25 protein-coding genes and 1 tRNA gene are annotated in these 26588 nt (G+C 40.1%); 14 read left to right on the top strand and 12 right to left on the bottom strand.

Annotation, left to right across the window (positions count from 1 at the left end; genetic code table 11):
• Positions 1-201 precede the first annotated feature (201 nt).
• Together lptF and lptG are read left to right on the top strand one after the other, a co-directional pair.
• Positions 202-1314 (top strand): LPS export ABC transporter permease LptF, encoded by a 1113-nt coding sequence (gene lptF / locus AOG27_RS08710; protein WP_054552637.1) that lies wholly within the window; start codon positions 202-204, stop codon positions 1312-1314.
• Complete coding sequence (gene lptG / locus AOG27_RS08705) at positions 1311-2378, top strand: LPS export ABC transporter permease LptG (RefSeq protein WP_054552636.1); 1068 nt, start codon at positions 1311-1313, stop codon at positions 2376-2378. Before lptF ends, lptG begins: the two co-directional genes overlap by 4 nt.
• A 63-nt stretch (positions 2379-2441) precedes the next feature.
• On the opposite strand, the gene AOG27_RS08700 is transcribed toward lptG, so the two are convergent.
• On the bottom strand, positions 2442-2942 hold the full coding sequence (locus AOG27_RS08700) for an RDD family protein (protein ID WP_054552635.1): 501 nt from the start codon (positions 2940-2942) through the stop codon (positions 2442-2444).
• Between the two features lie 421 nt (positions 2943-3363).
• Between AOG27_RS08700 and AOG27_RS08695 the strand changes: the two genes are divergently transcribed.
• Both AOG27_RS08695 and AOG27_RS08690 read left to right on the top strand, forming a co-directional pair.
• Positions 3364-3448, top strand: a tRNA-Leu gene (locus tag AOG27_RS08695).
• 146 nt (positions 3449-3594) lie between these two features.
• Positions 3595-3867, top strand: coding sequence for a hypothetical protein (locus AOG27_RS08690; protein ID WP_054552634.1), 273 nt, complete (start codon positions 3595-3597; stop codon positions 3865-3867).
• A 357-nt stretch (positions 3868-4224) separates the two neighbouring features.
• Here AOG27_RS08690 and AOG27_RS08685 read toward each other — a convergent pair whose 3' ends face one another.
• The 5 genes from AOG27_RS08685 to AOG27_RS08665 all read right to left on the bottom strand — a co-directional run bounded on the left by AOG27_RS08685 (position 4225) and on the right by AOG27_RS08665 (position 9652).
• The gene (locus tag AOG27_RS08685) at positions 4225-4830 is read right to left on the bottom strand and encodes a hypothetical protein (RefSeq protein ID WP_152967131.1); all 606 of its coding nucleotides are present in this window, start codon (positions 4828-4830) and stop codon (positions 4225-4227) included.
• A 506-nt stretch (positions 4831-5336) separates the two neighbouring features.
• Positions 5337-6638, bottom strand: a complete 1302-nt coding sequence (locus AOG27_RS08680; RefSeq protein WP_054552632.1) for a S41 family peptidase — start codon at positions 6636-6638, stop codon at positions 5337-5339.
• A gap of 184 nt (positions 6639-6822) precedes the next feature.
• Positions 6823-7203 (bottom strand): hypothetical protein, encoded by a 381-nt coding sequence (locus AOG27_RS08675; RefSeq protein ID WP_054552631.1) that lies wholly within the window; start codon positions 7201-7203, stop codon positions 6823-6825.
• Positions 7204-7283: 80 nt separating this feature from the next.
• Positions 7284-8123, bottom strand: coding sequence for an HNH endonuclease (locus AOG27_RS08670; RefSeq protein ID WP_054552630.1), 840 nt, complete (start codon positions 8121-8123; stop codon positions 7284-7286).
• Positions 8120-9652, bottom strand: a complete 1533-nt coding sequence (locus tag AOG27_RS08665) for an AAA family ATPase (protein ID WP_054552629.1) — start codon at positions 9650-9652, stop codon at positions 8120-8122. Before AOG27_RS08665 ends, AOG27_RS08670 begins: the two co-directional genes overlap by 4 nt.
• Positions 9653-10163: 511 nt before the next feature.
• Between AOG27_RS08665 and AOG27_RS08660 the strand changes: the two genes are divergently transcribed.
• The 4 genes from AOG27_RS08660 (at position 10164) to AOG27_RS08645 (ending at position 15033) form a co-directional block, all read left to right on the top strand.
• Entirely contained in the window at positions 10164-10412 is a 249-nt protein-coding gene (locus AOG27_RS08660; protein WP_054552628.1) for a DUF7668 domain-containing protein, read from the top strand.
• Positions 10413-11388: 976 nt separating this feature from the next.
• The gene (locus tag AOG27_RS08655; protein ID WP_054552627.1) at positions 11389-13560 is read left to right on the top strand and encodes a putative bifunctional diguanylate cyclase/phosphodiesterase; all 2172 of its coding nucleotides are present in this window, start codon (positions 11389-11391) and stop codon (positions 13558-13560) included.
• A 47-nt stretch (positions 13561-13607) separates the two neighbouring features.
• Positions 13608-14621 carry a fatty acid desaturase gene (locus AOG27_RS08650; RefSeq protein WP_054552626.1) on the top strand — a complete coding sequence of 338 codons (1014 nt, stop codon included), beginning with the start codon at positions 13608-13610 and terminating at the stop codon, positions 14619-14621.
• Position 14622: 1 nt separating this feature from the next.
• On the top strand, positions 14623-15033 hold the full coding sequence (locus tag AOG27_RS08645) for a GFA family protein (RefSeq protein ID WP_054552625.1): 411 nt from the start codon (positions 14623-14625) through the stop codon (positions 15031-15033).
• A 14-nt stretch (positions 15034-15047) separates the two neighbouring features.
• Here AOG27_RS08645 and AOG27_RS08640 read toward each other — a convergent pair whose 3' ends face one another.
• The 3 genes from AOG27_RS08640 to rhlP all read right to left on the bottom strand — a co-directional run bounded on the left by AOG27_RS08640 (position 15048) and on the right by rhlP (position 19287).
• Complete coding sequence (locus tag AOG27_RS08640; RefSeq protein ID WP_054552624.1) at positions 15048-16262, bottom strand: MFS transporter; 1215 nt, start codon at positions 16260-16262, stop codon at positions 15048-15050.
• Positions 16263-16328: 66 nt separating this feature from the next.
• Positions 16329-18386, bottom strand: a complete 2058-nt coding sequence (locus AOG27_RS08635; protein WP_054552623.1) for a TonB-dependent receptor — start codon at positions 18384-18386, stop codon at positions 16329-16331.
• An 88-nt stretch (positions 18387-18474) separates the two neighbouring features.
• On the bottom strand, positions 18475-19287 hold the full coding sequence (gene rhlP, locus AOG27_RS08630) for a rhombotarget lipoprotein (protein ID WP_054552622.1): 813 nt from the start codon (positions 19285-19287) through the stop codon (positions 18475-18477).
• A 251-nt stretch (positions 19288-19538) separates the two neighbouring features.
• On the opposite strand from rhlP, the gene AOG27_RS08625 reads away from it, so the two are divergent.
• The 3 genes from AOG27_RS08625 to AOG27_RS08615 all read left to right on the top strand — a co-directional run bounded on the left by AOG27_RS08625 (position 19539) and on the right by AOG27_RS08615 (position 21496).
• Positions 19539-19976 (top strand): hypothetical protein, encoded by a 438-nt coding sequence (locus AOG27_RS08625; protein WP_054552621.1) that lies wholly within the window; start codon positions 19539-19541, stop codon positions 19974-19976.
• A 99-nt stretch (positions 19977-20075) separates the two neighbouring features.
• Positions 20076-20396, top strand: a complete 321-nt coding sequence (locus tag AOG27_RS08620; protein ID WP_054552620.1) for a hypothetical protein — start codon at positions 20076-20078, stop codon at positions 20394-20396.
• A gap of 17 nt (positions 20397-20413) precedes the next feature.
• The gene (locus AOG27_RS08615; RefSeq protein ID WP_082389248.1) at positions 20414-21496 is read left to right on the top strand and encodes an endonuclease/exonuclease/phosphatase family protein; all 1083 of its coding nucleotides are present in this window, start codon (positions 20414-20416) and stop codon (positions 21494-21496) included.
• 217 nt (positions 21497-21713) lie between these two features.
• Here the strand turns inward: AOG27_RS08615 and AOG27_RS08610 are convergent, their stop codons facing one another.
• Positions 21714-23090: an NAD-dependent succinate-semialdehyde dehydrogenase gene (locus tag AOG27_RS08610; protein WP_054552618.1), complete on the bottom strand. Its 1377-nt coding sequence runs from the start codon at positions 23088-23090 to the stop codon at positions 21714-21716.
• A 165-nt stretch (positions 23091-23255) separates the two neighbouring features.
• Here AOG27_RS08610 and AOG27_RS08605 point away from each other — a divergent pair, with 165 nt between their 5' ends.
• Genes AOG27_RS08605 through AOG27_RS08595 form a run of 3 tightly spaced genes read left to right on the top strand, consistent with a single transcriptional unit; the run spans position 23256 to position 25400 of the window.
• Positions 23256-24293 carry an NAD(P)H-dependent flavin oxidoreductase gene (locus tag AOG27_RS08605; protein WP_054552617.1) on the top strand — a complete coding sequence of 346 codons (1038 nt, stop codon included), beginning with the start codon at positions 23256-23258 and terminating at the stop codon, positions 24291-24293.
• The gene (locus AOG27_RS08600) at positions 24290-24856 is read left to right on the top strand and encodes a Crp/Fnr family transcriptional regulator (RefSeq protein WP_054552616.1); all 567 of its coding nucleotides are present in this window, start codon (positions 24290-24292) and stop codon (positions 24854-24856) included. The genes AOG27_RS08605 and AOG27_RS08600 overlap by 4 nt, the downstream gene beginning before the upstream one ends.
• Before the next feature lie 49 nt (positions 24857-24905).
• A complete protein-coding gene (locus AOG27_RS08595) occupies positions 24906-25400 on the top strand; it encodes a YgjV family protein (protein ID WP_054552615.1) in 495 nt (164 codons plus the stop codon).
• A gap of 7 nt (positions 25401-25407) precedes the next feature.
• Here the strand turns inward: AOG27_RS08595 and AOG27_RS08590 are convergent, their stop codons facing one another.
• Complete coding sequence (locus tag AOG27_RS08590; protein ID WP_054552614.1) at positions 25408-25941, bottom strand: cytochrome b; 534 nt, start codon at positions 25939-25941, stop codon at positions 25408-25410.
• An 80-nt stretch (positions 25942-26021) separates the two neighbouring features.
• The gene (locus AOG27_RS08585) at positions 26022-26534 is read right to left on the bottom strand and encodes an NUDIX hydrolase (protein WP_054552613.1); all 513 of its coding nucleotides are present in this window, start codon (positions 26532-26534) and stop codon (positions 26022-26024) included.
• Positions 26535-26588 lie beyond the last annotated feature (54 nt).

The following is a 26588-nucleotide window of genomic DNA, read 5'->3' as shown; positions in this document are numbered from 1 at the left end:
TTTATGTGTTTTTGAACTTTATCTTAATGTGAATATCAATATCACATAATAGACGCCATCTGCACCATTTATGCAAGATTATATGTTCTTGCTAGGTATGATATTTAACTTTGATGGCATATAATAAAGTGAGTAAAATAACTAGTTTACTCAAAATTCCTTACTATTCCAGTGAAACTCGATGTTTAACAGGGGCGAGCATTGCTAATTTTTCGTTATTTGACCACTGAAGTCTTCAAGTCGCAGGTCGCCGTATTTTTAACTTTGATGACTATTTTTGTGTCTCAAAAGTTTGTTGTTATTTTGGGAGACGCCTCTGAAGGGGGTCTTCCAGCTAAACTTGTGCTTTCGATGATTGCGCTAAAACTTCCTCAACTTGCTTCACTTATCCTGCCTTTGAGTATCTTCTTGGGTATTATTTTGGCGTACAGTCGCATTTATGCTGACAGCGAAATGACAGTTTTCAGAGCCTGCGGTGTCAGTGAGTGGTACGTAGTTCGGGTAACGCTTATCTCAAGTACTGCCATGGCTATTTTAGCTGGTGCCCTAACTCTTTATGTCGCACCATGGGCCAGTGAGCAAGAATATCAATTAAAAGAACAAGCAAAAGCCGATGCTGGCTTATCGGCATTACGTGCTGGGCGTTTCCAGCAAACAGGTAACGAAAAAGCGGTCGTTTTTATTCACAACATTGAAAACAGTGGTAAAGAGCTACACAAGGTATTTGTTGCGCAGTTACCTGATCGTGAAAAAGGTGACTTAGCCCGTTTAGTGTATGCAGAGCGTGGTGTGGTGATTGAACAAGATAACGGTGAACAGCAACTTGTTCTTAATGATGGTAAGCGTTACGAAACAGACGGCGAGTCTGCTGCTTTGAACTTAACTGAGTTCGATGGTTACAGTGTACAAATTCAAGATCAAGAAATAGAGCACCAGCGCCGTAAGTTAGAAGCAATTCCAACCCTTGATTTATTGAAAATGAAAACCTCTGAAGCCATTGCACAGTGGCAGTGGCGTTTAGCTATTCCACTTTCAATTCCATTATTAACTTTACTCGCGGTGCCTCTGAGTGTGGTGAATCCGCGCCAAGGTAAATTCGCTAAATTAGTGCCCGCAATTAGCTTGTATTTAGGGTATTTCATTTTGTTGAATGCCGCTAAGTTTGCTGTTGAAGATGGAAAAATACCGCCTTCAATTGGCTTATGGTGGATCCATTTATCAGCCTTGTTTATTGGTGGTTTCTTGATTATTAAAGGTCGTCCGCTCGGCGCATGGTTAAAGGCAGTTGTGACTAAGCGGGAGTTAAGCGCATGATGAAAACACTCGACTGGTATTTAGGTCGCAGCATAATTCAAACAACCGGTTTTGCTTTAATGGTGCTGGTAGGTATTAGTACCCTCATTAAGTTTATTGAGCAGTTAAAATCAGTTGGCCGTGGTAGCTACGATATTGCAACAGCGTTGATTTACACCCTGTATAGCATGCCAGGTGATTTAGTTATCTTCTTCCCAATGGCAGCATTGATTGGTGGCTTAACAGGTCTAGGCGCATTGGCATCAAATAGTGAGTTGGTTGTTATGCAAGCGGCGGGTATGTCACGTTTGCAAATTATTGTATCAGTCATGAAAACCGCGATGTTTATGGCTATTTGTATGATGGCGCTAGGTGAATGGGGCGCCCCAGAAGCACAGCTCAAAGCAAAAGAAATACGTAACCAAGCGATTTATGGTGGTGATGTATTTAATGCTAAGCAAGGTGTGTGGGCGAAAGATGGTAGTAACTTTATTAATATTGAAGATGTCGATCAGCAAGGTACTTTACGTGGCGTGCATATGTATCACTTTGATAAATCGTTGCAACTTACGCAAATTACCAAGGCAGAAGAAGCATTAAATCGTAAAGATGGCTGGTTACTTCGTGATGTAAATAAAGTCATGATCACGCCAGAGCAGATCACGACTGAGCAGTACAAAGAAGAGTTCTACGACTCGCAACTGACTGCTGAAAAATTAGGTGTTGTATCAGTTAAGCCCGAATCGTTGTCGTTTACTGGGCTTTGGTCTTATTTAGGTTATTTACAGCAAAATGAACAAGATACTAGCACCTATGAGTTGGCGCTATGGCGCAAAATCATGCAGCCAGTATCTATCGCCGTTATGCTATTAGTTGCTCTGTCGTTTATATTCGGACCACTTCGCACAGTAACCATGGGCGCACGTATCATCATGGGTGTTATAACCGGTATTACTTTCCACTTAACCAATGAGATATTTGGTCCTGTGGTAATGGTTTACCAAATTCCAGCTGTGGTTGGTGCTGTATTACCAAGTCTGTTGTTTATTGGGTTTGCAACATACCTGTTGAATAAACGGGTGTAAAATTCGTTTTAAATCATAAAAAAGCGTGGTTTGAACCACGCTTTTTTTATACTTGATTTGCCTTTAATCAAGTGAGCGATAAATACGTTTGTTTTCTTCTTTAGTTAAAGTGATCACTTCAGTTTTTGCGATGTAATCTTGTAAGGCACGCTTATTTTTAAAATCGACCAACACCACTAAGTTACCTAAACCTAATAGTGCAGTAATGGCTCTAAGTGCACCTTGATGCCAGCTAATTAAATGGCCATCGAGGGTTTGCACCTTCAAACGCCACGCGCGCATACCAATTGTTTGACCGCTTTTAGCCCAAAAGTAACTAAAGAAACTGATACTCACTATTACTAATAATGCGCTACGGATACCGTATAGTAAGGGTGAATTTTGAATGAAAGCAGAGACATCTTCGGCGTCACCAATGCTAAGTAACTCTAAAGAAATAAGCCCTTGAATAGCTAATAAATAGAGTACTGTTGTCAGCATCGCAAAGGCAATGATAACCAAGGTATCGTAAATTAAAGAGGCAAAGCGGCGCCAGAAACCGGCACGTGGAAACTCAGCTGACATAAACAATCTCATCCAATTAAATTGCGCAGTAGTTTAGCAAAGTCCTTCGCAAACAAGAAATACTTAACGGCTGTTTAGTATGCTGGGAACTGAACTGGCTTTGCTAACCTTAATTACATAATCAAAATGAGTATGCAAACATCACTATTTATTAAAGCGAAACCCACCATATCTTTAATCATCCAAGCTTTAAAAATTTCAATACCTATAAAACTAGTAGGGTAGTGGGCACTGACAAACTCTAAAGTTAACAACTTGTTTAATTATTGTGCGGTTGATCAGTGACGCCGCACAAAACGCTTGCTGCCTTACCCATTCTTTGTATAATGCTTGGCATAGAGACAAAAGCAGTAAAAAAAGCTTTCGCTCTAAAGTGGTTTTTCTTTATCTTCTCGTGTTTAGAAGGTTAAAGAAAAATGAAGCCAGTATGATGGAATTGGTAGACATGACGGATTCAAAATCCGTTGCCTTCGGGCGTGGCGGTTCAAGTCCGCCTACTGGTACCACTTTTTAACCCGTTGATTTTCAACGGGTTTTTTCTTTTCTGCAATATAGTTTTTCTTAGTCACATCCATTTTTTTATAAAATTAACCCAAACTGTGACGATTTTTTGCCACAGTTTTGTTTCTGCTTTTTACTTGTCACAATGGTCATGAGTTGTTTTTGTCACAGCTCACTTCTATTAGCTTGGATTCTTGTAAGCGATATTTCAGAGCCTCTCACAGAGCCTGTATCGTTAATAGATATTAATGACAACTTAGCTTTGTCAGATTCAATATCGAGCACTGATGAGTGTCATGTAAACCACACAGACCATAGCTTTATGTTATCATATGAAGATGGGATCATAACGTTTGATGACGACCACGGTGCGTCAGACTGGGGATTTGATGATGCAGGTATCAGTGATAATACAGATTTTTAGATTAAGCAAAGCTTAGTTTACGTAAGCAAAGAATTAAAAATTTTGTCCTAGTAGTTAGTCCTACCAAAGCCTACATTAGTGGGCTTTTATAGTTTTCAAACCCTATTATTGGTTCAGTATGTTTTGTTTAATATGTATTTACGACTTCGCCTGGTTTCAATCATAAGTGCTTACTCATTTTTTCTAAAAGTAGGGTAATGTAAAAGCGTTAAAGGTCTGTTTTTAACAAGGAAAAGGTGGTTGGACAAACTCATATTTGGACAAAAGCACGTTAGAGTATTTATTCGGTAACTCCTGAGTATGGTGCGCGACGAAATCGCGTAACAGTTGAGCTTGCTCAACGGCATAATTCTTTTGTTAGTTTTTATCATACCGCTCTTTCCAGCTAGAGTTATAATTCTGGTTTTTCATTTCGATCCACATTTCCGCATCACTGCCCATAAACATATATGCAATGTGATCTGGACTAAAAGTCAGCGTAGTTTGGTATGTAATCCCAGATTTCTCAATTTGTGAATATGGTGTGTTGTTTAAGCCTATCTTTTTTACGCTGCGCAAATTTTCAATTAGTAACTCTTTATCGTGCCATGATAATAAGAAACCCTCCCAAGCATTTAACGATGACTTTGCTAAAACGATAGAGTCAGAATTATTTTTACCATCATTAAACATAACAACCAGTTCAGCGCTTTTATCATCTTCATTTGCTTTAATGCCAACCGAAAATGATTTTGTCCCACCTTCGCTTCGCACCAATAAAAAAGCACCTGACTCTACATCTTCACTAAAATGCAGTTTGTTGACATTGATATACCCAGTAAAGCTACATTTGTTTCCGCAGGTTTTCTTGAATGTATTTAATTCAGCCATCCCCACAGGTACAGAATGTTCGCTTTTCACAAGTACATTGGAAAGGCTTTCGACGGAGAATAAAAGCAACAAAATAAGTAAATATAATCGCATAAATTCCCTTGCTAACTAACATTTTAGTATTTATGCAACACGCAGTTTGTGTTGCATAATCGGTTGTTGGACTGAGCTGTTACCTGCTCGGAGTGTCAGAGTTGGTATTGTCTATGCTATGGCTTTACTTATAAAAAGTAGGCTTTTTTGAGGCTCTCACTTTCCTAGCTAGTTTAATCAGCTTAGTTAGTGTTATGTAAGCTCGGCCTGCATTGCTCAGCGTTTATTATACTTTCATTACACCTAAGTTTGGCTAAATAAGCAACTATATATTTGCACGCGCAAAGCAGCCATTAGAGCATTTAACCTAACTTATTTTGGGGCAAAGGCGAGTTATATTTGTAACTCGATGATGGACAGAAACAATTTAGCGCCGAAGGATGACTCTGTGCCAAAAGCGGATCTTCACGCCGTTGTAACCAGCTAAAAATAGTTGGCTAGAATTTTGTTAGGTACAATCAAAGCCAACTATTTTTTGTCCGTGTTAACAGCCTTGTTAGCAATTTTTACATCGTTCTCTGAAACACTCTTTCATCCTCACCCAAAGAGAGCATTTTCAATGCAATGACTTGCTTATTTTTATATATTGCTTGCAGTCTTGCTTCAGTAAACGCTTTAAAAACAATGGTCTTTTTATCAAGTAACTCAATTTCAAACGCCGGATCATTTGAATATTGATAAAAGAGTTTACCACTTTTTTGGAATATCTTGCGCTCTCCAAACGTACCTACTATCTGATTGAAATCACTCTGACTTGGCTGGTATTGGCTCGATTTTGCTTTAACCAATGGATAGACCCATTGATGCAAACCAAGGTTTTTACTATTACTTTTGATTAAGGAATTAAGCACCTCTGCATAAGCAACATAAAATGCATTATCACTACTTGTTTCAATATTTGGTTTCACCCCCTTTCTTTCCCAGTTGTCATTTGTTCTTGGATCTACAGGTCGTGTGGATGGTAAAGTGAGAATATAATCATTATTTACTATTTCAGTACTTCTACCATGAGCGGCGCCAGCAGTTACCTCTCCAACAATGGTTGCTCTATTCAAACTTTGCATTGAATAGCTAAAGCCTTCTGCAGCGGATGCAGAATTACTGCTGGTGAGGATATAAAGTGGAGTCTCTTTAAACCTAGGACCAGGTACATATGGCGAAGTCCAATCTTGCGTTTGAGTTAACACACCGTTTTCACGGCTTTCAAAAGTTGATAAATGGACTGTATCTAGGTCAAAGAAGTAACTTGCTAAGGAAGTCACCATAAATGGACTACCGCCATAATTGTTCCTTAAATCAATAATGATACCATCGGCATGCTGTAAAAATTTCATCGCATTTTCAAGCGTCTCACCTCCTAAGTGACTGTCAGAGAAAGTTCTTATATCGAGGTAACCAATATTGCCATCAAGCAATTCAACCTTTTTAAAACCATAGTTGTCTATAGGAGTCTCCATGACACGACTATCAGCAAACGCCTCAGTTTGTGCTGACGAACGATAGTATTTCAATTCACTAACCCAATTTGGATCATAAACAACAGAAAGATGTTTATCATTTGCAATCTTGTTTAATTCCAAGGTCATAAATTCAGCAATATCTTCAGATGACTTTTGACGTTCACAACCAGATAAAAATACTTGCGAACGTATTAACTGAGCTAACCTTGTTGCTGTATTTTCAATGACGTAGTTATCTTCAAGTTGTTTGGCAATATTTTGTGACACATCATGACAATCTGCAGCGCTGACATAATTGCATAGAACGAGTGAGCTAACGATGAGGGGTTTAAATACTTTATTGTTCATATTTTCCTGAAATTTTAATTATTGTTTTTTAATAACGTTCGAACACACCAAAAGGGGTTAAAAGATTTTCTAAATGCTAAATTAAATTGCTAACACCCCGCTTAGGGGCTATAATATCGAGCGAAGCGAGGACAGCCCACGTGTTTTTGTCCCAGCACGCTCCACGTGCGTCTACAGCGGTTTGTTAGGTGTTTCTATAGTGCCATTCCATTGATAGTAGTTCCTTTTCACCTTCTAACTCTCCTATTTTCACGTAAACCCTTACCCCGTTGTGTGAGACTCTCTCATCTTTAACAACTGCTTTGAATGGCTCTTGCCAGAATTTTTCCTGATTTAGGCAAACATACATGTAGCCAGAAAACACAACTCTATTTGAATTTTCGACATTAGCGACCATGTTTGATACACCATCGTACCAAATCCCTTCTATGAGCTGTTCCGTTAATATTTCTGCAGCAATGTATTCAAATGATGAAGATACACTTTCACCGTAGAGATCTATTTGTTCTCCATTTAGCAGACGTTCAATACATCCAACGAATTGATTTATCGCCTCGACTCTCACGAAACACCTAACGCCTTGCTCACCGGAAAATTAGGAGCGCAGCGAGTAATTTTTCCGTGTGCAGCAACTTGTTAGCCTTTTTATTGAAATCTGTTTTGGCAAAACCAATCACTTTCATGCAAACAAGTATAAAAAGCCGACTGCCAAGAATTTAAACTCACCTGCTTTCTACTACTTGCCATATCTCCTAAATACGCCTTTAGTTCAATACTGCCGGAATCTTCGAAGATTTTTCTAGCTATAAACTCTATATTTGCAAGCTCTTCAGCTGCATGCGAAGAATAAAGGGCGGCTAAATCAAACGTCACAAAATGGTGCTTTAGCCTTTCAATTAATACATCATCACATTCAGCAGGAGGTTCTACATAAAATTCCACAACAACAGGGATGGATTCTGTTAATTTTGCTTTAACCCATGAAAACCCTTCCACATCATCGTAGTAAGGGTGTAGTGTTTCTTGTTCTGAATTTAACGGTATATCTTCACTTTTAATTTTATTGCAATCTTGACAAGCAGGAACAAGATTTAATGGGGATACGGCTAAAGACGGATAATGAGCTTTGGGCAAATGATGATCTAAAGTAGAAACAACACGTTGAGAACATAGGGGACATCTTCCATGCTCTGGCAATGACATTAATTTATCATAGTAAACTCTACCAGGAGCTAATTTTTTAGCCATTCGCCCTGTGTAGACCTTTTTCATCTCATCAACTGAAACCACATCCGCTACAATTTCTTTGGCTTCAATGGTATGTAATTCTGCCAAAGCAGCTTTCTCGTCAAATTCAACTGATGCTTCACCAATTTCTAATGAGCAAGATTGTAATCGGCGCTTGAGATCAGCATTACGAATACGATCTATACATGCCTCAAAGACAACTACTGCGTCATCATCTGGTCGGGTTAATTTTCTCATGTCTTGGATCTCTTCACACCATATAAAGCACGCAATATACCTTTTGCTTCTAAACCCAACTGGCTGTTAAAGCTATTTATTGCAGCCTCATAGCTTTCAAATTTATCAACAGCATCGTTTAGTAAATTGTGGAACCCTGAATCCGTATGCTCTAATCCAAAAACCTCTCTAGTCAATATTCCTACATTTTCTCCAAATGATTCAGTCTCAAGCCTTTCAACTTTTGACAAATGACCGCTTCTCCAAAGCTTCCACGTACAACTTCTAGGCACCTCCTGAAGAACCACTGGTGAATGCGTTGCTATTATTGAAACAGCATTCCTATTTATTAAAAGATCTGAAAGAGAACGAATAAAAGCAGATAAAAGGGGTGGGTGGAGATGAGCCTCCGGCTCATCTAGGAAAACTAAACTCCTTTCTTCGATTGTTTCTACAAGCCTTGTTATTGTAAGAAGTACAATTTTGTGACCAGAGCTTAAGTTTTTGAATATCCTTCCTGCAATATCCTTGAAATCATCTTCATTCTCATTATTAAGAATAGATGCTACATTAATATCGCCAAATACTGGATCAGTCTCTAGCTTTTCTATTGCTCTTTTCCAACGCTCTATCTTGTTTCCTGCCTTGCAGGCCAAAATACTTTTCACAAATTCATTTTTAAGAATTACAGGACTTTTTGGGGGAAGGTTTTTCTCACTTCCTTTTTTTACCCTTTTAAGACCAACATAAGAAAATTGAATTCCTGATGATTTATCCTTTTTCTCAGCTAATGGCTCAGTTTCATCAAATGCACTAAACGTAACTGATACAACATTAGAAAAGAGTTCTCCTTCAAACTCATCCGAAGATGAAAACTCACCCACTTTAGAGGCGGGTGATTCATCATCAATAAGAGAGCTGATCATATTATTAATTAAATGAGTTTTTCCGACACCATTTCGACCGATAAGGACATGTATATTTGTTGGGGGATTACTCTCCGGAGTCACTTCAAAAGCCAAGTTGAGTCTTGTACCTTCAGTGCCTCTCATTTTCGGCGATTTATATGAGAAAGAGTATTCAGATAATCGAGCCCCCCCTTTGGCAAGCCTTCTATATTGTCCTTTGATTGAAGTATGACTTACTGATCTTAGTAATGATGTACCTGTAACCCGCTCTTTAATTGCTTTCTCATAGAGGTTTTCGTCTAAAGCAATGTCATTAAGGGCGGAAAGTATTTGAGACCTTATTTCTTCGCCTAGCTTATTTAATTCGTCGTAAAAACTATCATCTTGACCGACCGAGAAAAAATCATTGCTTAATTCATTGAAGCTATCAGGTATTTTTGGCCTTCTTTGTTCTTTCTCCATATTAAATTGGCCGATTTTAGTCGAACCAATTCTATTTCTATTTAGATCGCCATCAACATAAATCAAAGTATACATCGTTGAAAATTCAAACCAATCATCCCAATTATCCGTCACTAAATAAGCACGATTGGGCTTGTCAATTGGACAGCTTTTTCCAGCAGCTAAAACTTTAAATTTCATGAATATTCCATTCGATTAATACATCTTTGCTCACACAAGAGGCTAACATGTTTATAACGAGCGAATTGCGCGTTTTTCTACCACAGCGTCGCTCGTTTTTCTGAATGACTCATTTGTAGCAAACTTCTTAACTAATTGCCATTACAACTAAAATGCAGTAGTTCTAGCTTTTGTGTCAGGACAAAAACGAGCGATTGGGTCGCTTTCCTGACTATGCAAGCAATATACTTTGACGAAATAGAAAAGCAATTTTGAATGACCGAAGTTCGCTCTTTTGAGTAATTCGCTCTATTGAGACCGTATCACTTACTCATTTTGGGTCATAAAGGAGTTATAGTTGAAGGTTCGCTATTGGCAATAAAGAGAAAATAAAAATAGATATAAGGAAACTTATGGTTACCAAGGACGAAGATAAAGAGCTACCAATACCTGTTGAGTGGCGACAAACATTACACGCCGCTGTAGAGTGCCTCGTTAAAAATACCACTACTCAATTGGCAAAATTCCATTAGTGTCGAAATTACCTGAGGCTACCTCAATCCAAATCAATTCCTACATTGAAGATTACGGTGAGGAGTTGATTAGCTTACCTGAAGACGCATGGGGTTTATCTGTCTATGTTTGGCAAAGAGTTTATTGGGATGTTTTAGTTGATTTATGGACGAGAAACGAAGGTCATAGCGACTTGGTTTTAAGTGTTAGGGTTTATGAAGAGCAAGAAAATTATCGGTTTGAGGTGCAGATGGTTTGTGTTTTTTAAACTTAACAGTAACGCCTAAAATGGCACAAAGGCCGTGATCTCAAGTGTTTATCTTCAAGTAAATAATATAAAAAACTGTGACGATTTTTTGCCATTGTGACAACATTTTGTCACAGTTATAAAAAATTAAATTTTTAATTATCAATGGGTTAGATTTTTCACGATGCTCTTACACAAATTCAAAATCCGTTGCCTTCGGGCGTGGCGGTTCAAGTCCGCCTACTGGTACCACTTTTGAACCCTAGCCAATTGGTTAGGGTTTTTTTATGCCTGAAAAAAGTAGTTAGCGGACTTGAGCGCCACGCGAGGCATGGCACTGAAGCAAGTAAAAGTCCGCCTACTGGTACCACTTTTTAACCCTAGCCAAATGGTTAGGGTTTTTTTATGTCTGAAAAAGTAGTCACCGGACTTGAGCGCCATGCGGGACGTGGCACTGAAGCAAGTAAAAGTCCGCCTACTGGTACCACTTTTGAACCCTAGCCAAATGGTTAGGTTTTTTTTATGCCTGAAAAAAGTAGTTAGCGGACTTGATCGCCACGCGAGGCATGGCACTAAAGCAAGTAATAGTCCGCCTACTGGTACCACTTTTGAACCCTAGCCAAATTTTTTTATGTCTGAAAAAGCTACCAGCCATCAGCTGTCAGTTTTTAGCCGAGCGGTGCGGTTGTTGGGTTTTGAAACCACCCTCAGCCCCAAGGGGGTATTTTGCCTAGCACCCAGAGCCTAACACCTATAACTCAAATCTAAGTACTAATTCACCCCAGATTAAAATAACTTTTGTTCTATTTATAACCTGTAAACTTCAAACTATGCTTACTTTTGAAATAACCATGAAAAATGTATGCTTATTTGTTTGAAAGTTAACCGCTTTCGACTAGAGTACCATGGTGTTTAAGTGCTTAATATAATAGAATTTACCGTCTTTAGTTCAGGTTAAGTCAGACTCTTAGCGGAAAAAACGGTTGGGTGGCATAACATGGGTACATACGATTTAAAGCGTATTGTTGAAAGTATTTCAAATCTTAAAAGTGAGAACTTTTATAATGCAATATGCCTATCTTTATCAGAAGTGCTGGGTGCTTCGCATGTTTTTTTGGCTCAAGTCGATGAGTCAACTTTATATGCGACAACCATTGCTTTAGTTGCGCATGACGAAATAGTTGAAAACATCAGCTACGATATTCGCTGTACACCATGCAATGATGTCAGCTGTGGCAGTGTTTCAAGTTACAATTCAGGTGTTCAGCAGCTATTCCCTAATGATCAATTGCTTGTTGATATGGATATTGAAGCTTATGTGGGTGTGCCATTACAAAGCATTTCTGGCAAGACAAATACCATTCTGGTAGCGCTTTTTCAGCATGAAATAAGTGATGCGTTATCAATCGAATCTTTCTTTTCGTTATTTACAGGTTTAATCCAGCGTGAAATTGAAAAAGACCGTTTCATTGCTAAGCTAGATTTTTCTAATCAGTTAATAGAACAAAGCCACGAAGCTATTTTTATCTGCGACCACAATGTAGAAATTACCTATGCAAATACTGCCTTCACTAAAATGACGGGCTATTCGCTGGACGAAGTCTTAGGGGAAAACCCTAAAATTTTAAGTTCAAACCAGTATGATCCACATTTTTATAAAGCTATGTGGCACCAGATTAATACTGAGGGCAAATGGTCTGGTGAAATTACCAATAAAACTAAGCAAGGTAAGTTATATACGCAATTTTTATCAATAACCAAAATGCAAAATAATGCTGAGGATTGCTATGTGGCGTTTATTTTAGATATTACCGAGAAAAAAGAAGCTGAGCGAAAAATTTATTTTCACGCTAACCACGACCAACTTACAGGGTTAACTAATCGTTTTTACTTTAAAGAGTACTTGTGTACTTTAATTTCGTCTCTTGCATATCAAGATGAAGTAGATACAAACTTGGCAGTAATTTATTTTGATGTTGATAAATTTCAGAATATTAATACGGTATATGGCCTAACATTTGGTGACAAAGTCTTATGTAAACTAGCTGAGCGACTTGAAAGCTGTTTTAAAGAATCAGCCTTTTCACGAATAGATGGTGATAGCTTTGCTATTTTACAAACCTATCAACATATTAGTGAGCTAGAACATGTTTGTAAGCAAATTACAGCATTGTTGGTTGAGCCTTTTTCAATTGGTGGTATTAGCCAGCAAGTATATGTAACTCTTGGGATCAGCTGTTTTGAGCAACGTTATATTTCTTCCTCTGAACATAAAATCGAAAAAATAGCACGCCGCTTGATAAGACAAGCTGAGCTTGCAACTCTCAATGCAAAGCAAGCTGGTACAGAGTATTTATTTTTCTGCACTGAAATGGATAACAAAATAAAAACACAAAACTTGCTTATAGATCAGCTAACTTTGGCAGTGAAAAACGACGAAATTGAAGTTTATTTTCAACCTATTATCGATATAGAAAATAACACGGTTGCTAAATTCGAAAGTTTAGTGCGTTGGAATAATCAAGGGCAATGGGTATCACCTGCGGAGTTTATTCCGTTAGCAGAAGAGTCTCGAGTGATTATTCCACTTGGAGAGCTGGTGTTGGTTAAAACTTGTCAGCAAATAAAAGCATTAGAGCTGCAAGGTTATAACGATGTTGTTTTTAACGTAAATCGGTCTTTATTTGAGTTTACTGAGTTTAATCCTGAGCGTAATGCATGGCTTGAAATTATCAACAACCAAGGGGTTAAGCCGTCACAAATCTCTTTTGAATTAACTGAAAGTGTTTTAGCTCCAGAAAATACTAACCATCTCGATGTGCTTACTCAATTAAAAGAGGCGGGTTGCTTAATTTCATTGGATGATTTTGGTACCGGTTATTCATCTCTTAGTTATTTACGCCGTTTCCCTGTTGATGTACTCAAGCTTGATAAGTCTTTCATAGATGAAGTTCATGTTGATTTAGGTGACGAAGCACTGGTTAAATCGATTATCCAAATGAGTCGAGTATTGGGTATTAAGGTCGTTGCTGAAGGGGTTGAAGAGCGCGAGCAATTGGCGGTGCTTACCGAAGCAGGCTGCGATTATATCCAAGGCTATTACTTTTCTAAGCCATTACCAGCAAATGATGTAATACCATTTTTAACGCAATTTTCTCGAGAGCAGTAGATAATTACGGTATGATTTTGGTATCAAGCAGTTAGCAAAAGCTTACTATGTCAAAATTAACCGCAAAGCAAAACATCAAGGCGATTGTTACAGCCATTAAGGCCGAAGAGCAGTCGTTAAGAGCGCGTTACCCTATACTTAACCAACAAAATAAAATTGCGATGGTAATTCTGCTGGTGTCGTTGTGTTCACTATTCGGTGTTGCGACACTTTATTACTTAGCGGTTATTCCCTCGTGGCTTTGCATCATTCTGGCTGCCTTTATTACCTCAATATCGCATGAGCTTGAGCATGACCTTATCCATAAGCAGTATTTTAGTAATCGTCCTTTTATACATAACTTTATGATGTTAACCGTGTGGCTTATGCGGCCTAATACGGTGAACCCTTGGTATCGCAGAAAGATTCATTTACATCACCATAAAGTATCCGGCACCTCACAAGATTTAGAAGAGCGTTTAGTAGGCAATGGTATTAAGTCGCCCTTGTTGAGAGCTTTGGTCATTACTGATGGCTTGCTAGGTTTGTTAATCAATACCAAGCGATTTAATAAAGAAATTAGTGGTTTTAAGTTCTTCCGTGTATTTAATGCGGGCTTTCCGATTGCTACTGCGTATTTTGCGATTCTTTACGGGGTAATTGCTTATTATGCAGTGCAGTTCGTACAGCCATTTACATTGCCGCCGTGGGGAGCTGAGTTATTGGCGATGGCAGATTTTTTAATGGTGGTACTTATCGTGCCTAATATTATTCGTTCGAGTTCTCTTAACTTAGTGACATCTTCAATGCATTATTATGGCGGTGTAAATAATTTACTTGAGCAAACGCATGTGATCACCAGCCGTTGGTTTTTACCGTTTCAGCTATTCTGTTTTGATTTTGGCCGCACCCACACAATCCATCATTTTGTGCCGAATCAACCCTTTTATATCAGACAATTGATCAGCAAAAAAATACATCCTATTATGGCTCAGCATGGGGTACGTTTTAATGATTTACAAAGCTTGAAACACGCTAATCATTACCCTGTAAAAGAGCTGTCATCTCAACAAGGAGTTTAATATGAAGGTTACCGGTCGTTGTCATTGTGGTGAGGTAACTTACCATGCAAACGTTGATGAAAATAAAGTGATAAACTGTCACTGCACTGATTGCCAAATTATCTCAGGTGCGCCTTTTCGTACGGTTGTGGTGTCTGTGCCAGATGGAGTTACCTTTACAGGTGCTAAGCCAAAAGAATATATAAAAATAGCTGAAAGTGGCAACCAGCGTGCGCAAGGGTTTTGTGGTAATTGTGGTACAGCTTTGTACGCGACTTCTGTCGGTGCAGGTGAGCGTATTTATGGCTTACGTATTGGCGCCGTAGAGCAAGCTGATGAGCTCATCCCTAAAGCGCATATTTGGTATCGCTCACATAAACCTTGGCTCGATAACCTTAGTAATATGAGTGCCTTTGAAACCGCCCCTAAATAGCTGTGGTTTCATATTTATTGCTGGCCGATGGTGATATTTCGGCCACTTAAGTAACCAAATAAAGCACACAATAGGCTAGATGCCATACACAGCCAAAGTGCTCCCGCCCAGTTGTTGAAATAACTATGTAAGGCGCCCGCAATAATAGGGCCTGTGGCAGCCAATAAATACCCGATACATTGCGCCATACCCGATAACGCAGCGGCTTGCATTGAGTCATGAGTGCGCAGGCTTACAAATGATAAGCCCAAGATGAAACAGGCACCTGAGCAAAACCCTAAAGTGACTGACCAAAGCATCGCAAAACTAGGTGCAACTAATAATCCAACAGAACAAAGCGCGCCAAGTAACGCCAAGCTTAGCGTTAAGATGCGTTGATCTTTTAATTTGGCAAGTAGTGGAATAAGCACAATTCCTGGCAGCGCAGAGGCAACTTGAAAGGCGCCTTGCAAAGCACCCGCATGCTGCGCACTATGGCCACCTTCTATTAAAATACTGGGTAGCCAACCAAGCATGATATAAGTGAAAAAGGAGTTAAAGCCGAGCAATAAGGTGATTTGCCAAGCCAGTGCAGAGTGCCAAATTTTGTTTTGTGTATTGTTTGACACATATGCCTGTTTTGGCATGGTATGTTGCTTAAGTTGTGGTAACCACACCATAATAGCCAGCACAACCAGTAAAGCATAACTGGCAAGCGCCAATTGCCAGCCAAGTTCTTTGTATTCAGCGAGCGGAATGATGAGTGCTGAATAGCTGCCACCAAATATGCCCATCGCCAAAACATAACTCGACGTCATTACTGCCACTTTGTGTGGAAAGTCACGCTTTATTAGGCTTGGTAATAACACATTACCAATCGCGATACCGACACCAATTACTGCGGTACCAATAAAAAGCACGGTGGCAGAATCAATAACCCGAGAGACAACCCCTATACCTATGAGTACAAGGGCAATAAACAGTGATATTTCAAGGCCACACTTTTTAGCAAGACTTGCCGCCATAGGTGAGGCAATGGCAAACGCGATTAAAGGTAAAGTCGTCAACATGCCGGCTTGCGATGCATTTAACTGAAACTGTTCAATGATCTGTTCAAGTACCGGTGCAATGCCAGTGATCGGGGCTCGTAAGCTGGCTGCAATAAGAAAAATGCCCAGCACTAAAAGAAGGTTACGAATTAGATTTTGAGAAGATGTCACGCTGTTTAGGAGTAATAGCAAGAGGTACATTTATCATACCAAAACACGAAACAGCGTGGGTGAACTATGAGATAGCTCACCAAAAAATGCGGTTATTTAAAACTGATAACTTGCTGATAACATGGCATTGCGCGGTCTACCCGGAAAGTATCGGTCGCCACTAAATGTAGTGTAGTCAGCACGCTCTGCGTAACGCTCGTCGGTTAAATTGTTTATTCGTGCCGTCACACTAAGGTTAGCTGTTAGCTGCCACGCCGCTCGTAAATTTACTAATGAGTGGCCTTGGTAACTATGCTGGTTTTCAGGATCAGTAAAGTAGCTGCTGGTGGTATGTAGCTCAAGACCAACACGTGTCATGTCGTTTGCTTGCCAAAGTAGCTGCAAGTTTGCGATGTTACGAGGAGCAGTATCAATAAGATTATCATTGATGTTAATCCCGCTGAGTACTTGGTCATAACTGTATGTATGTTTGGCGTGGCTCGCGGCTAACTGCATCGATAAGCTAGGCGTTATGGCATAGGCTAACTCAAGCTCAACACCACGATGCTGAGTTTGGCCATCATTGACGTAATAAAAATCACTGTCGCGGAAAATGGTGTTCTTTTTATTCATTGCATAAATGCTAACTACATAATGCAGCTGTGCTTGTTGACCTTTTATACCAAGCTCTAGGTTTTTAGCTGTTTCAGATTTAAGATCTGCGATATTTTGTTCGCGTTGCAACTGATAAAGCTCTGCCGCTTGCGGTGCTCGATAACCTTCTGAAGCATTGGCGTAGATAAACTGGTTTTCAGCATATTGATAGCTTAAACCAAGCTTAGGTGAAAAGTTAGTAAAGCGATTTTCGCCGCTTTCTGGTCGAGAATAGCGACACCCACCCATGGCGCATGCTGTGCCATCTTCTTTTGTGCGGCCAGCCAACATATGGTTGTCGTAGTCATAACGCATACGCTCGTATCGACCACCCAGGCTGATAAGTAACTCATCAAGTTGCCAATCAAGGTTCACAAACGGTGCTAATAGGGTGCTTGTTACTTGATAATCATAATGTTTGCCTTGAGGCACGGTGGCGACTAAAAATGCTGAGCCTTGAGTGGGACTGTCTTGATATTGTAAAAAGTCAGCATCTGTAAGTTCACCATCAAAACCAACAGTTAACAGGCTAGAGCCGGTTAACTTGTGCTGCCAGCTTGATTGTATACCAACACCTTGCTGAGCATTTTCTTCAAGGGGAGTACCCGGTAAAAAATGCTTAAAGAAGGTCATGTCTTGGTCGCGGATATAAGGCGTAAGGGTAAAGCTGTTAGCCTCATCTTGTGTCCAATTTAGCTTTGACCAAACACGCAAAGAGCGGGCTTTACGAAATGCATCAGGATCAAAATTAGACTGAGCTATTTGCTTATCCTTGTAGCTTTCAAAGCCCTCTATGTAGCCAGCTGTTTGTTGATCTAAATGGGTGTAAGTCAGGCCTGTACTTACACTTAGTTTTTCGCCATCAAAACGGTGACGTAGCGAGAGCTTTTCTTGGTCAACACTTTCGTCATCACGATAACCCGTATCTCGAGTAATAGTGGCATTAATACCTAAACCTTGTTGACCAAAATCACGACCCGCACCTAGTTTGTAGCGGGTGTAGCCAAACGAGCCGTAATCAAAACCAAGTTGGTTGTGGTTATAGGTTGTATCTGGAGTGATCACGTTGACTACACCATGTACAGCGTTTGAACCATAAAGTGCAGAACCCGGGCCTTTCAGTACTTCGATGCGTTCAGCCATTTCAGTGTGGGCTTCGAATAATTCATTGATGTTGCAAAAACCAGCTGCGCGAAGTGGAATACCATCTTCGGCGGTAAGTAAGCCACCGCAGGCACCTGCGCCAGAAAGTACAGGCGAACGTAAAGCGGGTAAATACTCTTGGCCGTTACCGTGTTGAAGATTAGCACCAGCAACCTGTTTAAGGGCTTGTTCAATGTGAGTTGGAGCGATAAGCGCCAGTTGCTTCTGTGAAATACTGCTGACCACTACAGGCAATGGATCTGCCAACACTTCGTTGCGCGAGGCGGTCGTTGTAATATGTTCTAGTTCATTATTTGCAATGGCTTGTTGGTTAAAAAATGAGGTGCCCACAAGCACTGAGAGTATCGACAACTTCATGAAAACCCTTTGGTTAGGTACAACAAAAACCAAAGGGTAACTGCTTTTTAGGATGGGTAAAAGCTTTCGCGCTTAATAACTTTGTCTGTTATGCAATACGGCGATGTACGGCAAAACCTGCCAGTACTGCAACTAACCAAAATAAGCTACTGCCGCTACTGCCATTTCTGTGCGTGACATTAGCTACTTTTTCTTCTTTTACGCGGGTTTTAAATTGCGCTAATTCAGCATCGAGATTCGTGATCATGTCATCAACAGCTCCATTAAAGCTTGCCAGCGACTGCTCTTTAGCGACTTCATCGATGCCAATTGCTGTACTGCGTTGCTCTGCTTTATGAATACCTGGCGCGCGAAACAGCATTTTTCGGCTTTTCACGTCAAATACGGCAGTATCTACAAAGGTTTGTACTGAGTTCTCATTGCCCGGAATCACATATAAACCAACAATCGTGAGATATAAAAATGCAGCGTTATTTTCTAAGCTTTGCGACACTTGGTCGTATGAAACAAGCGCCATAATATCCACATCATATAATCGAGATACTTGTTCTAATGCGGTAAATCCCTCGCTGCCTTTTAAATAAGTACTTGGGATCACTTCAATACGGTCTATGTAGTCATATTGCATAAACTGCTTTTTAACTTTATTTAGCAGTGCGATTTCATCACCATGATGCAAGCCATCATTGTACTTGTTAGGAATAAAGGCAATCCCTACCGTGGCTGGTAAGTTCAAAGTTGGAATCGTTGCTTGGTGTGCAGCTCTATCTTGTTGGTCTGGGTAAAGGTACTCAACCAATGAACTTGATTGCGTTTTTTGATTGCCATATTGGCTCATCATGGCACTACAGCCCGTTAGTGCAGTAATACTAATGACCAAACACCATTTTAGAACATTCATAAATTATCCTTATTATGTTGTGAGGAAGCCTTTGTTTATGTTGCAAATATAACGACAAACGCCTCAAACGGAACTGTAACTCAGACTCGATTTTTCGTAAATAGTGCCAAAGAAGTTTAAAGAAATGTAAAGGTTAGCTTTCTAATGTGTTGATATGTAAACAGTTACGTTTTTAAATTGTAACCCTTCATCTATGATTCAGGCTAAAACGTTAGGCTTTTTATCAAGAGCAAACGTTGAGGGTCTCTTTTATGAATAAATTAATTACTATCTCAGTTGCTGTTTTAGGTTTGAGTTTGATACCTATGGAAGCAAACGCGAAACATGATCGTGACCACGATAGATACGAACATAAGCACGAACGTAAAAAGCATAAAAAACATAAAAAACACCACAAACATCACCATCATCATGACAGACATGATCGTTACGATAGATACGACCATTACAGCTACCGTGACTTACCACCCGGTTTATACAAAAAAGTAGGGTATGGTGGTGGCTTACCACCTGGTTGGTATAAGCGTTATCACCATGGTGATATTCTTGACCGTGATATATATCGTCATGGGCGAGTGATTAAACGTCGCGACCGAAATGGCATTATTGCCATCGAAATCGATGACCGCCTTATTCATCTAGTACACGATACGCGAGAGATTTTATCAATCGTTACTCGCCATCGTTAATCCTGTCAAAAGCCGCTTAGCGGCTTTTTTTAGCTGGTTTCATACCCAGTTCAGAAAAACTTGCTACGCTTAATTGGGACTCATAGAAGGAGCACTCGCATGAAAGCATTGTTAACAGTTGCAGTGATAGGTTTAAGCCTAGTGACGGCTGGCGCACTTGCAAAAGATAAAGACAAGGATAAGGGCAAAGATAAAAGTCTACCACCTGGCCTTGAAAAGAAACTTGATAATGGTGGCGATTTACCACCCGGTTGGCAGAAGAAATTACGTAAAGGCGATATTCTTGACCGTGATATTTACCGCCGCGGTAAAGTGATTAAATCTCGAGACAGAGATGGTCTAATCTCAATTCAAGTTGACGATACTGTCGTGCGTTTAGTGGAAGACACCCGAGAAATTATTTCTATTCTGAGCCGCTAGTTTTGCTTGAATCGATCATGACTTATGGATTGGGTTCACTATTGGCCATGCTGCTAGTAGTCTCAATCTTGCCATTTTCATATTCCCAACATTATTTAATTCGCAGTTGTGACTTTGTACGCTTGCAAGTGGTTTACCTTGCTTGTGCGAGTTTAATTGCTGCAAGCTATTTAATCAGTCGCACGGGCTCCGCGCCTTATATTGGTTGTGCTCTGGCGAGTATCGTCGTGTTGCTTTTACAAGTTGGCTGGATTTACCCTTACACAAGGCTCGCTAATAAAGAAGTTGCTTCAAGCAATAAAACTGATAAGCACAGTATTCGCATTATGTCGGCAAATGTACTGATGTCGAACAGCGAATATGACAAACTCATTGCTTTAGTTAACACGCACCAACCAGACTTACTCATTACGTTAGAGTCTGATCAAACTTGGCAGAACGAACTGAGCAGTTTAGAGCAAGAATACCCGTATCGAGTGTACTGCCCAAAAGATAATCGTTATGGCATGCACTTGTACAGCAAGTTTAAAATTAAACAACAGCAAGTTTGTGAGCTTATAGAAAGCGATATCCCCTCAATCCATATTTTGTTTGAAGATGCAGATAGCGTAGAAGTTCAAGGGCATTTTATTCATCCTGCACCTCCGAGCCCCACGGAAGAAGACAGCTCACGGCCGCGTGATACTGAACTAATTATCTTAGCAAAAGCACTTAAAAACAGACTGCGACCTTGTATTGTTGCAGGAGATCTAAATGATGTTGCTTGGTCGCGTAGTACCCGTTTGTTTATGCGTATTAGTGGCTTGTTAGACCCACGTAAAGGCCGCGGCTTTTTTAATACCTTTCATGCCAGTTATTTCTTTATGCGCTGGCCACTTGATCATCTTTTTCATAGTAATGAGTTTAGCGTTAAGCGTATTGAGCGTTTGGCAAAGTATGGCTCAGACCATTTTGCACTTCTTACAGAGCTTGTTTATAACCCCGATTCTGACAACCAAAAACAACAAGAGCAGATTGATAAAGAAAAAGCAGTGGATGAGTTAAAAATGCCAGCAGCCTCGAAGCAACAAGTGCCAATGTTTAATACCAACCCGCAATAATACTTAATCATTTTGAGGGATAAAACCTGTCGCTAACTGCGTTAAAAATTTCTCATTTAGAACAACTAAATAACGAAATTTTTGCCTTGTTATCAACGAGGTTTTATTGCCTCAAAATAGACTACTTAATTAAGCGGATTGGTATGAAAAGTGATAACCTTATTAAGGACGGCACAATCAGATATGAAAAAGGGCTCTAATGAGCCCTTAATAGTGATTAGTCGTTGACCATAATGGTTTTGATATTAACAAATTCTCGTAGTCCAAAACCGCCATGTTCACGGCCATAGCCACTGTCTTTTACACCACCAAATGGTAAGTTCGGTTGCGCAAGACCATAACCATTGATATTTACCATACCGGTGTCAAAGTGAAGCTTTGCAAGCTCAATGGCTGCTTGTTCATCTTTTGAGAAAATACCGCCGCCAAGACCATAGCGTGAATCATTAGCAATTTGCATTGCCTCTACGTTATCTTTGGCTCTAATAAGTGATGCCACAGGGCCAAATAATTCATCGTCATAAGCGGGCATGCCCGGTTTGATATTTTCAAGCAAGGTCGGGGTGTAATAAAAGCCGGTGTGTTCAGCAACTTTACCGCCCGTGATAATAGTAGCACCTGCATTTACAGAGTCAGTGACTTGCTGATGAAGCTGATCGCGCAGATCTTTACGAGCCATTGGCCCAAGCGTGGTTTTTTCATCGTTCGGATCGCCAAGAACAACTTGCTCAAATTGCTCTTTGATTAGAGCTTTAAAATCATCATATAAAGCATCAACCACAATAAAGCGTTTTGCCGCAACACAGGTTTGTCCGTTGTTTATCAAACGACCTTGCGTACATGCGGTAATCGCCGTATTTAAATCAGCGTCATCAAGTACGATGTATGCATCGTTACTGCCTAATTCGAGCACGGTTTTCTTAACCTGTTTAGCTGCTCGCTCTGCGACTTTTTTGCCTGTGCCATCGCTGCCAGTAAAGGTTACACCACGAATCGCTGAGTGATCTATTAGTTCGCTTGCGGTTTTACCGTCAATAAGTAAGTTCTTAAAGCAATAATCGTCAAAACCAGCCAGTTTAAATAACTGTTCAATCTTTTCGGCCATGCCAAATACATTACCAGCATGTTTTAGCACTGTGGTGTTACCTGCCATAACATTCGCGCAAGCATAGCGAATGACTTGATATAGCGGGAAGTTCCATGGTTGGATACCAAGTATTACACCAATTGGTTGGTAACTAATAATTGCATGTCCGTCTTGCATATCTCGCTTTTCATCGCCAAGCACTTTTGGTCCCTGCTCAGCGGTATAACGACAAATTGCTGCACAAAGCTCAACCTCCTGAAGGCCCTGTTGGTAAATCTTACCCATTTCATCGGTCATTAGTTGTGCTAATTCTTGTTGATTAGAATCAATTACTTGTGCAAGTTTATTAAGTAATTTTGCGCGGTGCTCATGGGATGTAGTGCGCCATTTTAAAAATGCTTGATGACATTGGTCAACTTCACTCTGTGCTTGTTGCAGTGACAATAAGTTATAAGTCTTGATCGTTTGTTCATTAGTTGGATTGATTGTAGTAACAGTATCAGTCATCATTATCTCCTTACAAAGTTGTAGGAGCTAGTCTGCAAAGCTAATACCTATTTTTTGCGTTTTATAGCTTATTGTTTTAGAAGATTTTTATTTTTCAGTTAGCTTTTGAGAAACTTAAACTTTGTAAAAACTGCATTAGGTTGAAAAACTTACAAGGAATATGTAATGACAAATTCTGTGTTAAAAACTGAACTTGCGATTATTCAAGCGCCGATGGCGGGTGTGCAAAATGCCAAACTGGCAGTCGCTGTGTGTGAAGCTGGAGGGCTTGGCTCTTTACCTTGCGCTATGCTCTCAGCAGAGCTGCTAAAATCAGAACTTGATTATCTTAGCCAGCATACTGATAAGCCTTACAATCTTAACTTTTTTTGTCATCAAACACCCGACTATACCCTGGCTCAGCAAACGGCTTGGCATAATCTGCTTACACCTTATTTTGATGAGTTTGCTGTCGATGTCTCACAATTTACCCGTAATGCTTCGCGCCAGCCAATTAATCAACAAATAATAGATATTATCGCACCTTACGCGCCTGCCGTTGTAAGCTTTCATTTTGGTCTACCAAGTAGAGAGATTGTTTCTCAAATAAAAGCGTGGGGCGGAACGGTTCTTTCATCAGCAACAACGTTAGATGAAGCGCGTTGGTTACAAACAAATGGAGCCGATGCGGTTATTGCACAAGGGATTGAAGCTGGCGGCCACCGCGGCCATTTTTTATCAATGGATTTATCGCTGCAACCAACCACTGCGCAATTAGTGCGAGAATGTGTAGAGCTTGATATACCTGTTATTGCAGCAGGTGGAATTTGCACGGCAGAAGATGTCGCCCAATACCAAGCATTAGGTGTCGCAGCAGTGCAGGTGGGGAGCGCTTACTTACTTTGTGAAGAAGCGACAACAAGTGCTTTACATCGTGAAGTATTAAAAACAGTTGCGCCAGACTCAACTGAATTGACGACCTTATTCTCTGGTCGTCCAGCACGAGGTATTAGCAATCGAGTCATGCAAGAGTTAGGAGCTATGCCAGAGCAAGCGCCGCCTTTTCCGTATGCGTCGATTGCGATGACCGCATTACGTGCAAAAGCTGAAGTCAAAGGCGATAGTGGTTTTTCACCACTTTGGTGTGGTGAACGCTTTATTGTTAGAGAAGGGATTAACGCCCAGCAAATAACTAGATTATTGATGCAAGGTTGGCAATCTTGAACGATGCTCAGTTACTTCCTCTTGGTGATAGCTACCATCAGTTAGCTTGTAAATTTCGTAATAAACTTGCTGGGCAATGCACAATTAAGCGATACGCCAAGGGAGATATTTTATTACAGCAAGGCGATGAGCAAGATGCGGGTTACTTAATTATATCAGGGGTGCTTGGTGCATTACATGCATCATCGCAAGGCACACAAAAGTGTAAAGAGTTTTACTTTCAAGATGAGTTTGCACTGCTTTATGGGAACTGGTTGACTAAAACCCCTGCGCTCTATCAACTCAAAGTAATACGTGATGCTGAGCTTATTAAGGTGCCTTTGGTTTTATTTGATAGTACTGACTGGCAAGCAATTAAATATCAATTAATTAGTCAGCAATTATTGTTTAAAGAAGCAAAAGAAGCGTTTTTATTACTCAATACGCCAGAGCAACGTTATCAATATTTATTAGATCAAAAACCGCACTGGCTTGAGCAATTAAGCTTAAACGATGTTGCTATGTATTTAGGGATTTCAGCGATTTCTTTATCGCGAATTAGACGGCGTCTTAACTTAAGTTAAGGCGCAGCAAAACAGTGAACATTACACTGCTGATTTTTCAGGAGTCGTTATGTTTATTTTATCTCAGTGCTTAGTTGCCATTGCCACATTACTCGATTTGGCTTCTTTTCAGTTTAAACAAAGACAAGCTATTTTAGCTTGTTTATTTAGCTCAGTATTACTGACATCAGTGCATTTTATGCTGCTTGATAATTTCAGTGCTGCAAGCTTAATGTTGATTGCAGCACTACGTTATGGCTATTGTATTTTTGCGCGCAAAACTTGGGTGATGATAGCGTTTATGCTTTTGAGTATTAGCGCAGTACTATTAACATTGCATAGCTGGGTTAGCTTTATCGCACTGGCAGCAACGTTAATGCAAACCTATGCTTCATTCCAAGGCAAAGATTTTACCTTACGCCTGTTGATGATTGTCGGCACTGTGTGCTGGATAGTTCACAATTTATTAGCGTTTTCACCACTAGCAGTGGTTATGGAAACAGTGTTTTTAATAAGTAATTTAGTGGGCTTATGGCGCTTTTATGCTAACCCTAAGCCCGCTTAAATTTTATTTAAGACTTACCTAGCATGCGGCTCAGCATGCCATCTTTGTCAACAAACTGGTGTTTAAGTGCAGCAGCAACGTGTAAGGCTAAAATCACCACGATAATGAGCACAGAACTGTGGTGCACAAAGCTGCCTGCATCTGCAAGCCAAGGTGTTTTTTCTGGTGCGCTCAATAGCTCAAACTCAAAGAAGCTAATTGCACGACCGCCCGCATAGCTCATGATAAATCCAGATAACGGCATAGCTAGGGTCGCAAGTAATAATAAGCCATGAGTGAGGTGAGCAATTACGGTTTGCCATTTAGGCATGTCAGATGTTGCAGGTAATGCGCCTTCTTTTATGCGCCAAATAAGCCTTGCGATGGCAAAAACTAATACTACTAAGCCCATTGATTTATGCCATCCCATATAAGTAAATTTAGCGGGTGGCTCGGCAAAATCAGCAACATAAATGCCCATCGCAAATACGCCGATAAACAAAATGGCAACGGTCCAATGTAACAGGATGGTTGGCTTAGAAAGGGCAGCTACTTTACTCATGGTTGACTCTCATAATTGGCTTTAATTATAAGTATAGACTGCCCCAATAGCTGAGGGTTGCGTAAAGTAATGTAAAAAACTTAAAGAGTGTCAGCAATCAGCTTTAATAAAAAGGTCTCGCGCTGAATCGATAAGCCCTGTTTTTCACTCATTGCCATGGTGGTTTCGTTGTGTGCGATGGCATCAAATATATTCACCCACTTAGGTTGCATGCCATTTTGCACTTCGTAGTGCTCCATTTTTGGGTCAGCAAATTCATCGCTTATTTCACAAAAGTAGCAATAAGATTTGATATGAACACAGTCAAAGTCGTCTTTGTACCAAGGTCTGATTTCTTCGTATAAGCCTAGTGAATGCTTTATTTGAATTTGTTGTGCGCCTGTTTCTTCATGAAGTTCTCGCAGGAGCCCTTGCTCAATACTTTCGCCTTTATCAACCCCGCCACCCGGTAAACTGTAGTCATCATAACGAGCGGTGTATAAAAGTAGTATTTGTTCACCTTTTAAAACAATGGCGCGGGCAGTGTTACGAATAAATACAGTGCCGTAGTCGTTTCCTAAACTTGGGTGAATAACTTTTCTTAATAACTTCATATGATTACAACTTAATAACTTAAAATAAGTACAGCTCAGCTTAATTTTGAGTAG

This window comes from Pseudoalteromonas lipolytica (assembly GCF_001306915.1).
GTDB lineage: Bacteria > Pseudomonadota > Gammaproteobacteria > Enterobacterales > Alteromonadaceae > Pseudoalteromonas > Pseudoalteromonas simplex.
This window is presented reverse-complemented; position numbering and strand designations above follow the sequence as displayed.

Excerpts from the sequence above, each read along its gene's own strand:
- AOG27_RS08620 (WP_054552620.1), top strand. The coding sequence starts at position 20,076 with ATGAAAGCATTGTTAACAGTTGCAGTGATAGGTTTAAGCCTAGTGACG.
- AOG27_RS08635 (WP_054552623.1), bottom strand. The coding sequence starts at position 18,386 with ATGAAGTTGTCGATACTCTCAGTGCTTGTGGGCACCTCATTTTTTAAC.
- AOG27_RS08615 (WP_082389248.1), top strand. The coding sequence starts at position 20,414 with ATGACTTATGGATTGGGTTCACTATTGGCCATGCTGCTAGTAGTCTCA.
- AOG27_RS08690 (WP_054552634.1), top strand. The coding sequence starts at position 3,595 with ATGAGTTGTTTTTGTCACAGCTCACTTCTATTAGCTTGGATTCTTGTA.
- lptG (WP_054552636.1), top strand. The coding sequence starts at position 1,311 with ATGATGAAAACACTCGACTGGTATTTAGGTCGCAGCATAATTCAAACA.
- AOG27_RS08685 (WP_152967131.1), bottom strand. The coding sequence starts at position 4,830 with ATGCGATTATATTTACTTATTTTGTTGCTTTTATTCTCCGTCGAAAGC.
- AOG27_RS08605 (WP_054552617.1), top strand. The coding sequence starts at position 23,256 with ATGACAAATTCTGTGTTAAAAACTGAACTTGCGATTATTCAAGCGCCG.
- AOG27_RS08625 (WP_054552621.1), top strand. The coding sequence starts at position 19,539 with ATGAATAAATTAATTACTATCTCAGTTGCTGTTTTAGGTTTGAGTTTG.
- rhlP (WP_054552622.1), bottom strand. The coding sequence starts at position 19,287 with ATGAATGTTCTAAAATGGTGTTTGGTCATTAGTATTACTGCACTAACG.
- AOG27_RS08665 (WP_054552629.1), bottom strand. The coding sequence starts at position 9,652 with ATGAAATTTAAAGTTTTAGCTGCTGGAAAAAGCTGTCCAATTGACAAG.
- AOG27_RS08610 (WP_054552618.1), bottom strand. The coding sequence starts at position 23,090 with ATGACTGATACTGTTACTACAATCAATCCAACTAATGAACAAACGATC.
- AOG27_RS08680 (WP_054552632.1), bottom strand. The coding sequence starts at position 6,638 with ATGAACAATAAAGTATTTAAACCCCTCATCGTTAGCTCACTCGTTCTA.
- AOG27_RS08645 (WP_054552625.1), top strand. The coding sequence starts at position 14,623 with ATGAAGGTTACCGGTCGTTGTCATTGTGGTGAGGTAACTTACCATGCA.
- AOG27_RS08590 (WP_054552614.1), bottom strand. The coding sequence starts at position 25,941 with ATGAGTAAAGTAGCTGCCCTTTCTAAGCCAACCATCCTGTTACATTGG.
- AOG27_RS08650 (WP_054552626.1), top strand. The coding sequence starts at position 13,608 with ATGTCAAAATTAACCGCAAAGCAAAACATCAAGGCGATTGTTACAGCC.
- AOG27_RS08640 (WP_054552624.1), bottom strand. The coding sequence starts at position 16,262 with ATGTACCTCTTGCTATTACTCCTAAACAGCGTGACATCTTCTCAAAAT.
- AOG27_RS08700 (WP_054552635.1), bottom strand. The coding sequence starts at position 2,942 with ATGTCAGCTGAGTTTCCACGTGCCGGTTTCTGGCGCCGCTTTGCCTCT.
- AOG27_RS08595 (WP_054552615.1), top strand. The coding sequence starts at position 24,906 with ATGTTTATTTTATCTCAGTGCTTAGTTGCCATTGCCACATTACTCGAT.
- AOG27_RS08670 (WP_054552630.1), bottom strand. The coding sequence starts at position 8,123 with ATGAGAAAATTAACCCGACCAGATGATGACGCAGTAGTTGTCTTTGAG.
- AOG27_RS08585 (WP_054552613.1), bottom strand. The coding sequence starts at position 26,534 with ATGAAGTTATTAAGAAAAGTTATTCACCCAAGTTTAGGAAACGACTAC.
- AOG27_RS08655 (WP_054552627.1), top strand. The coding sequence starts at position 11,389 with ATGGGTACATACGATTTAAAGCGTATTGTTGAAAGTATTTCAAATCTT.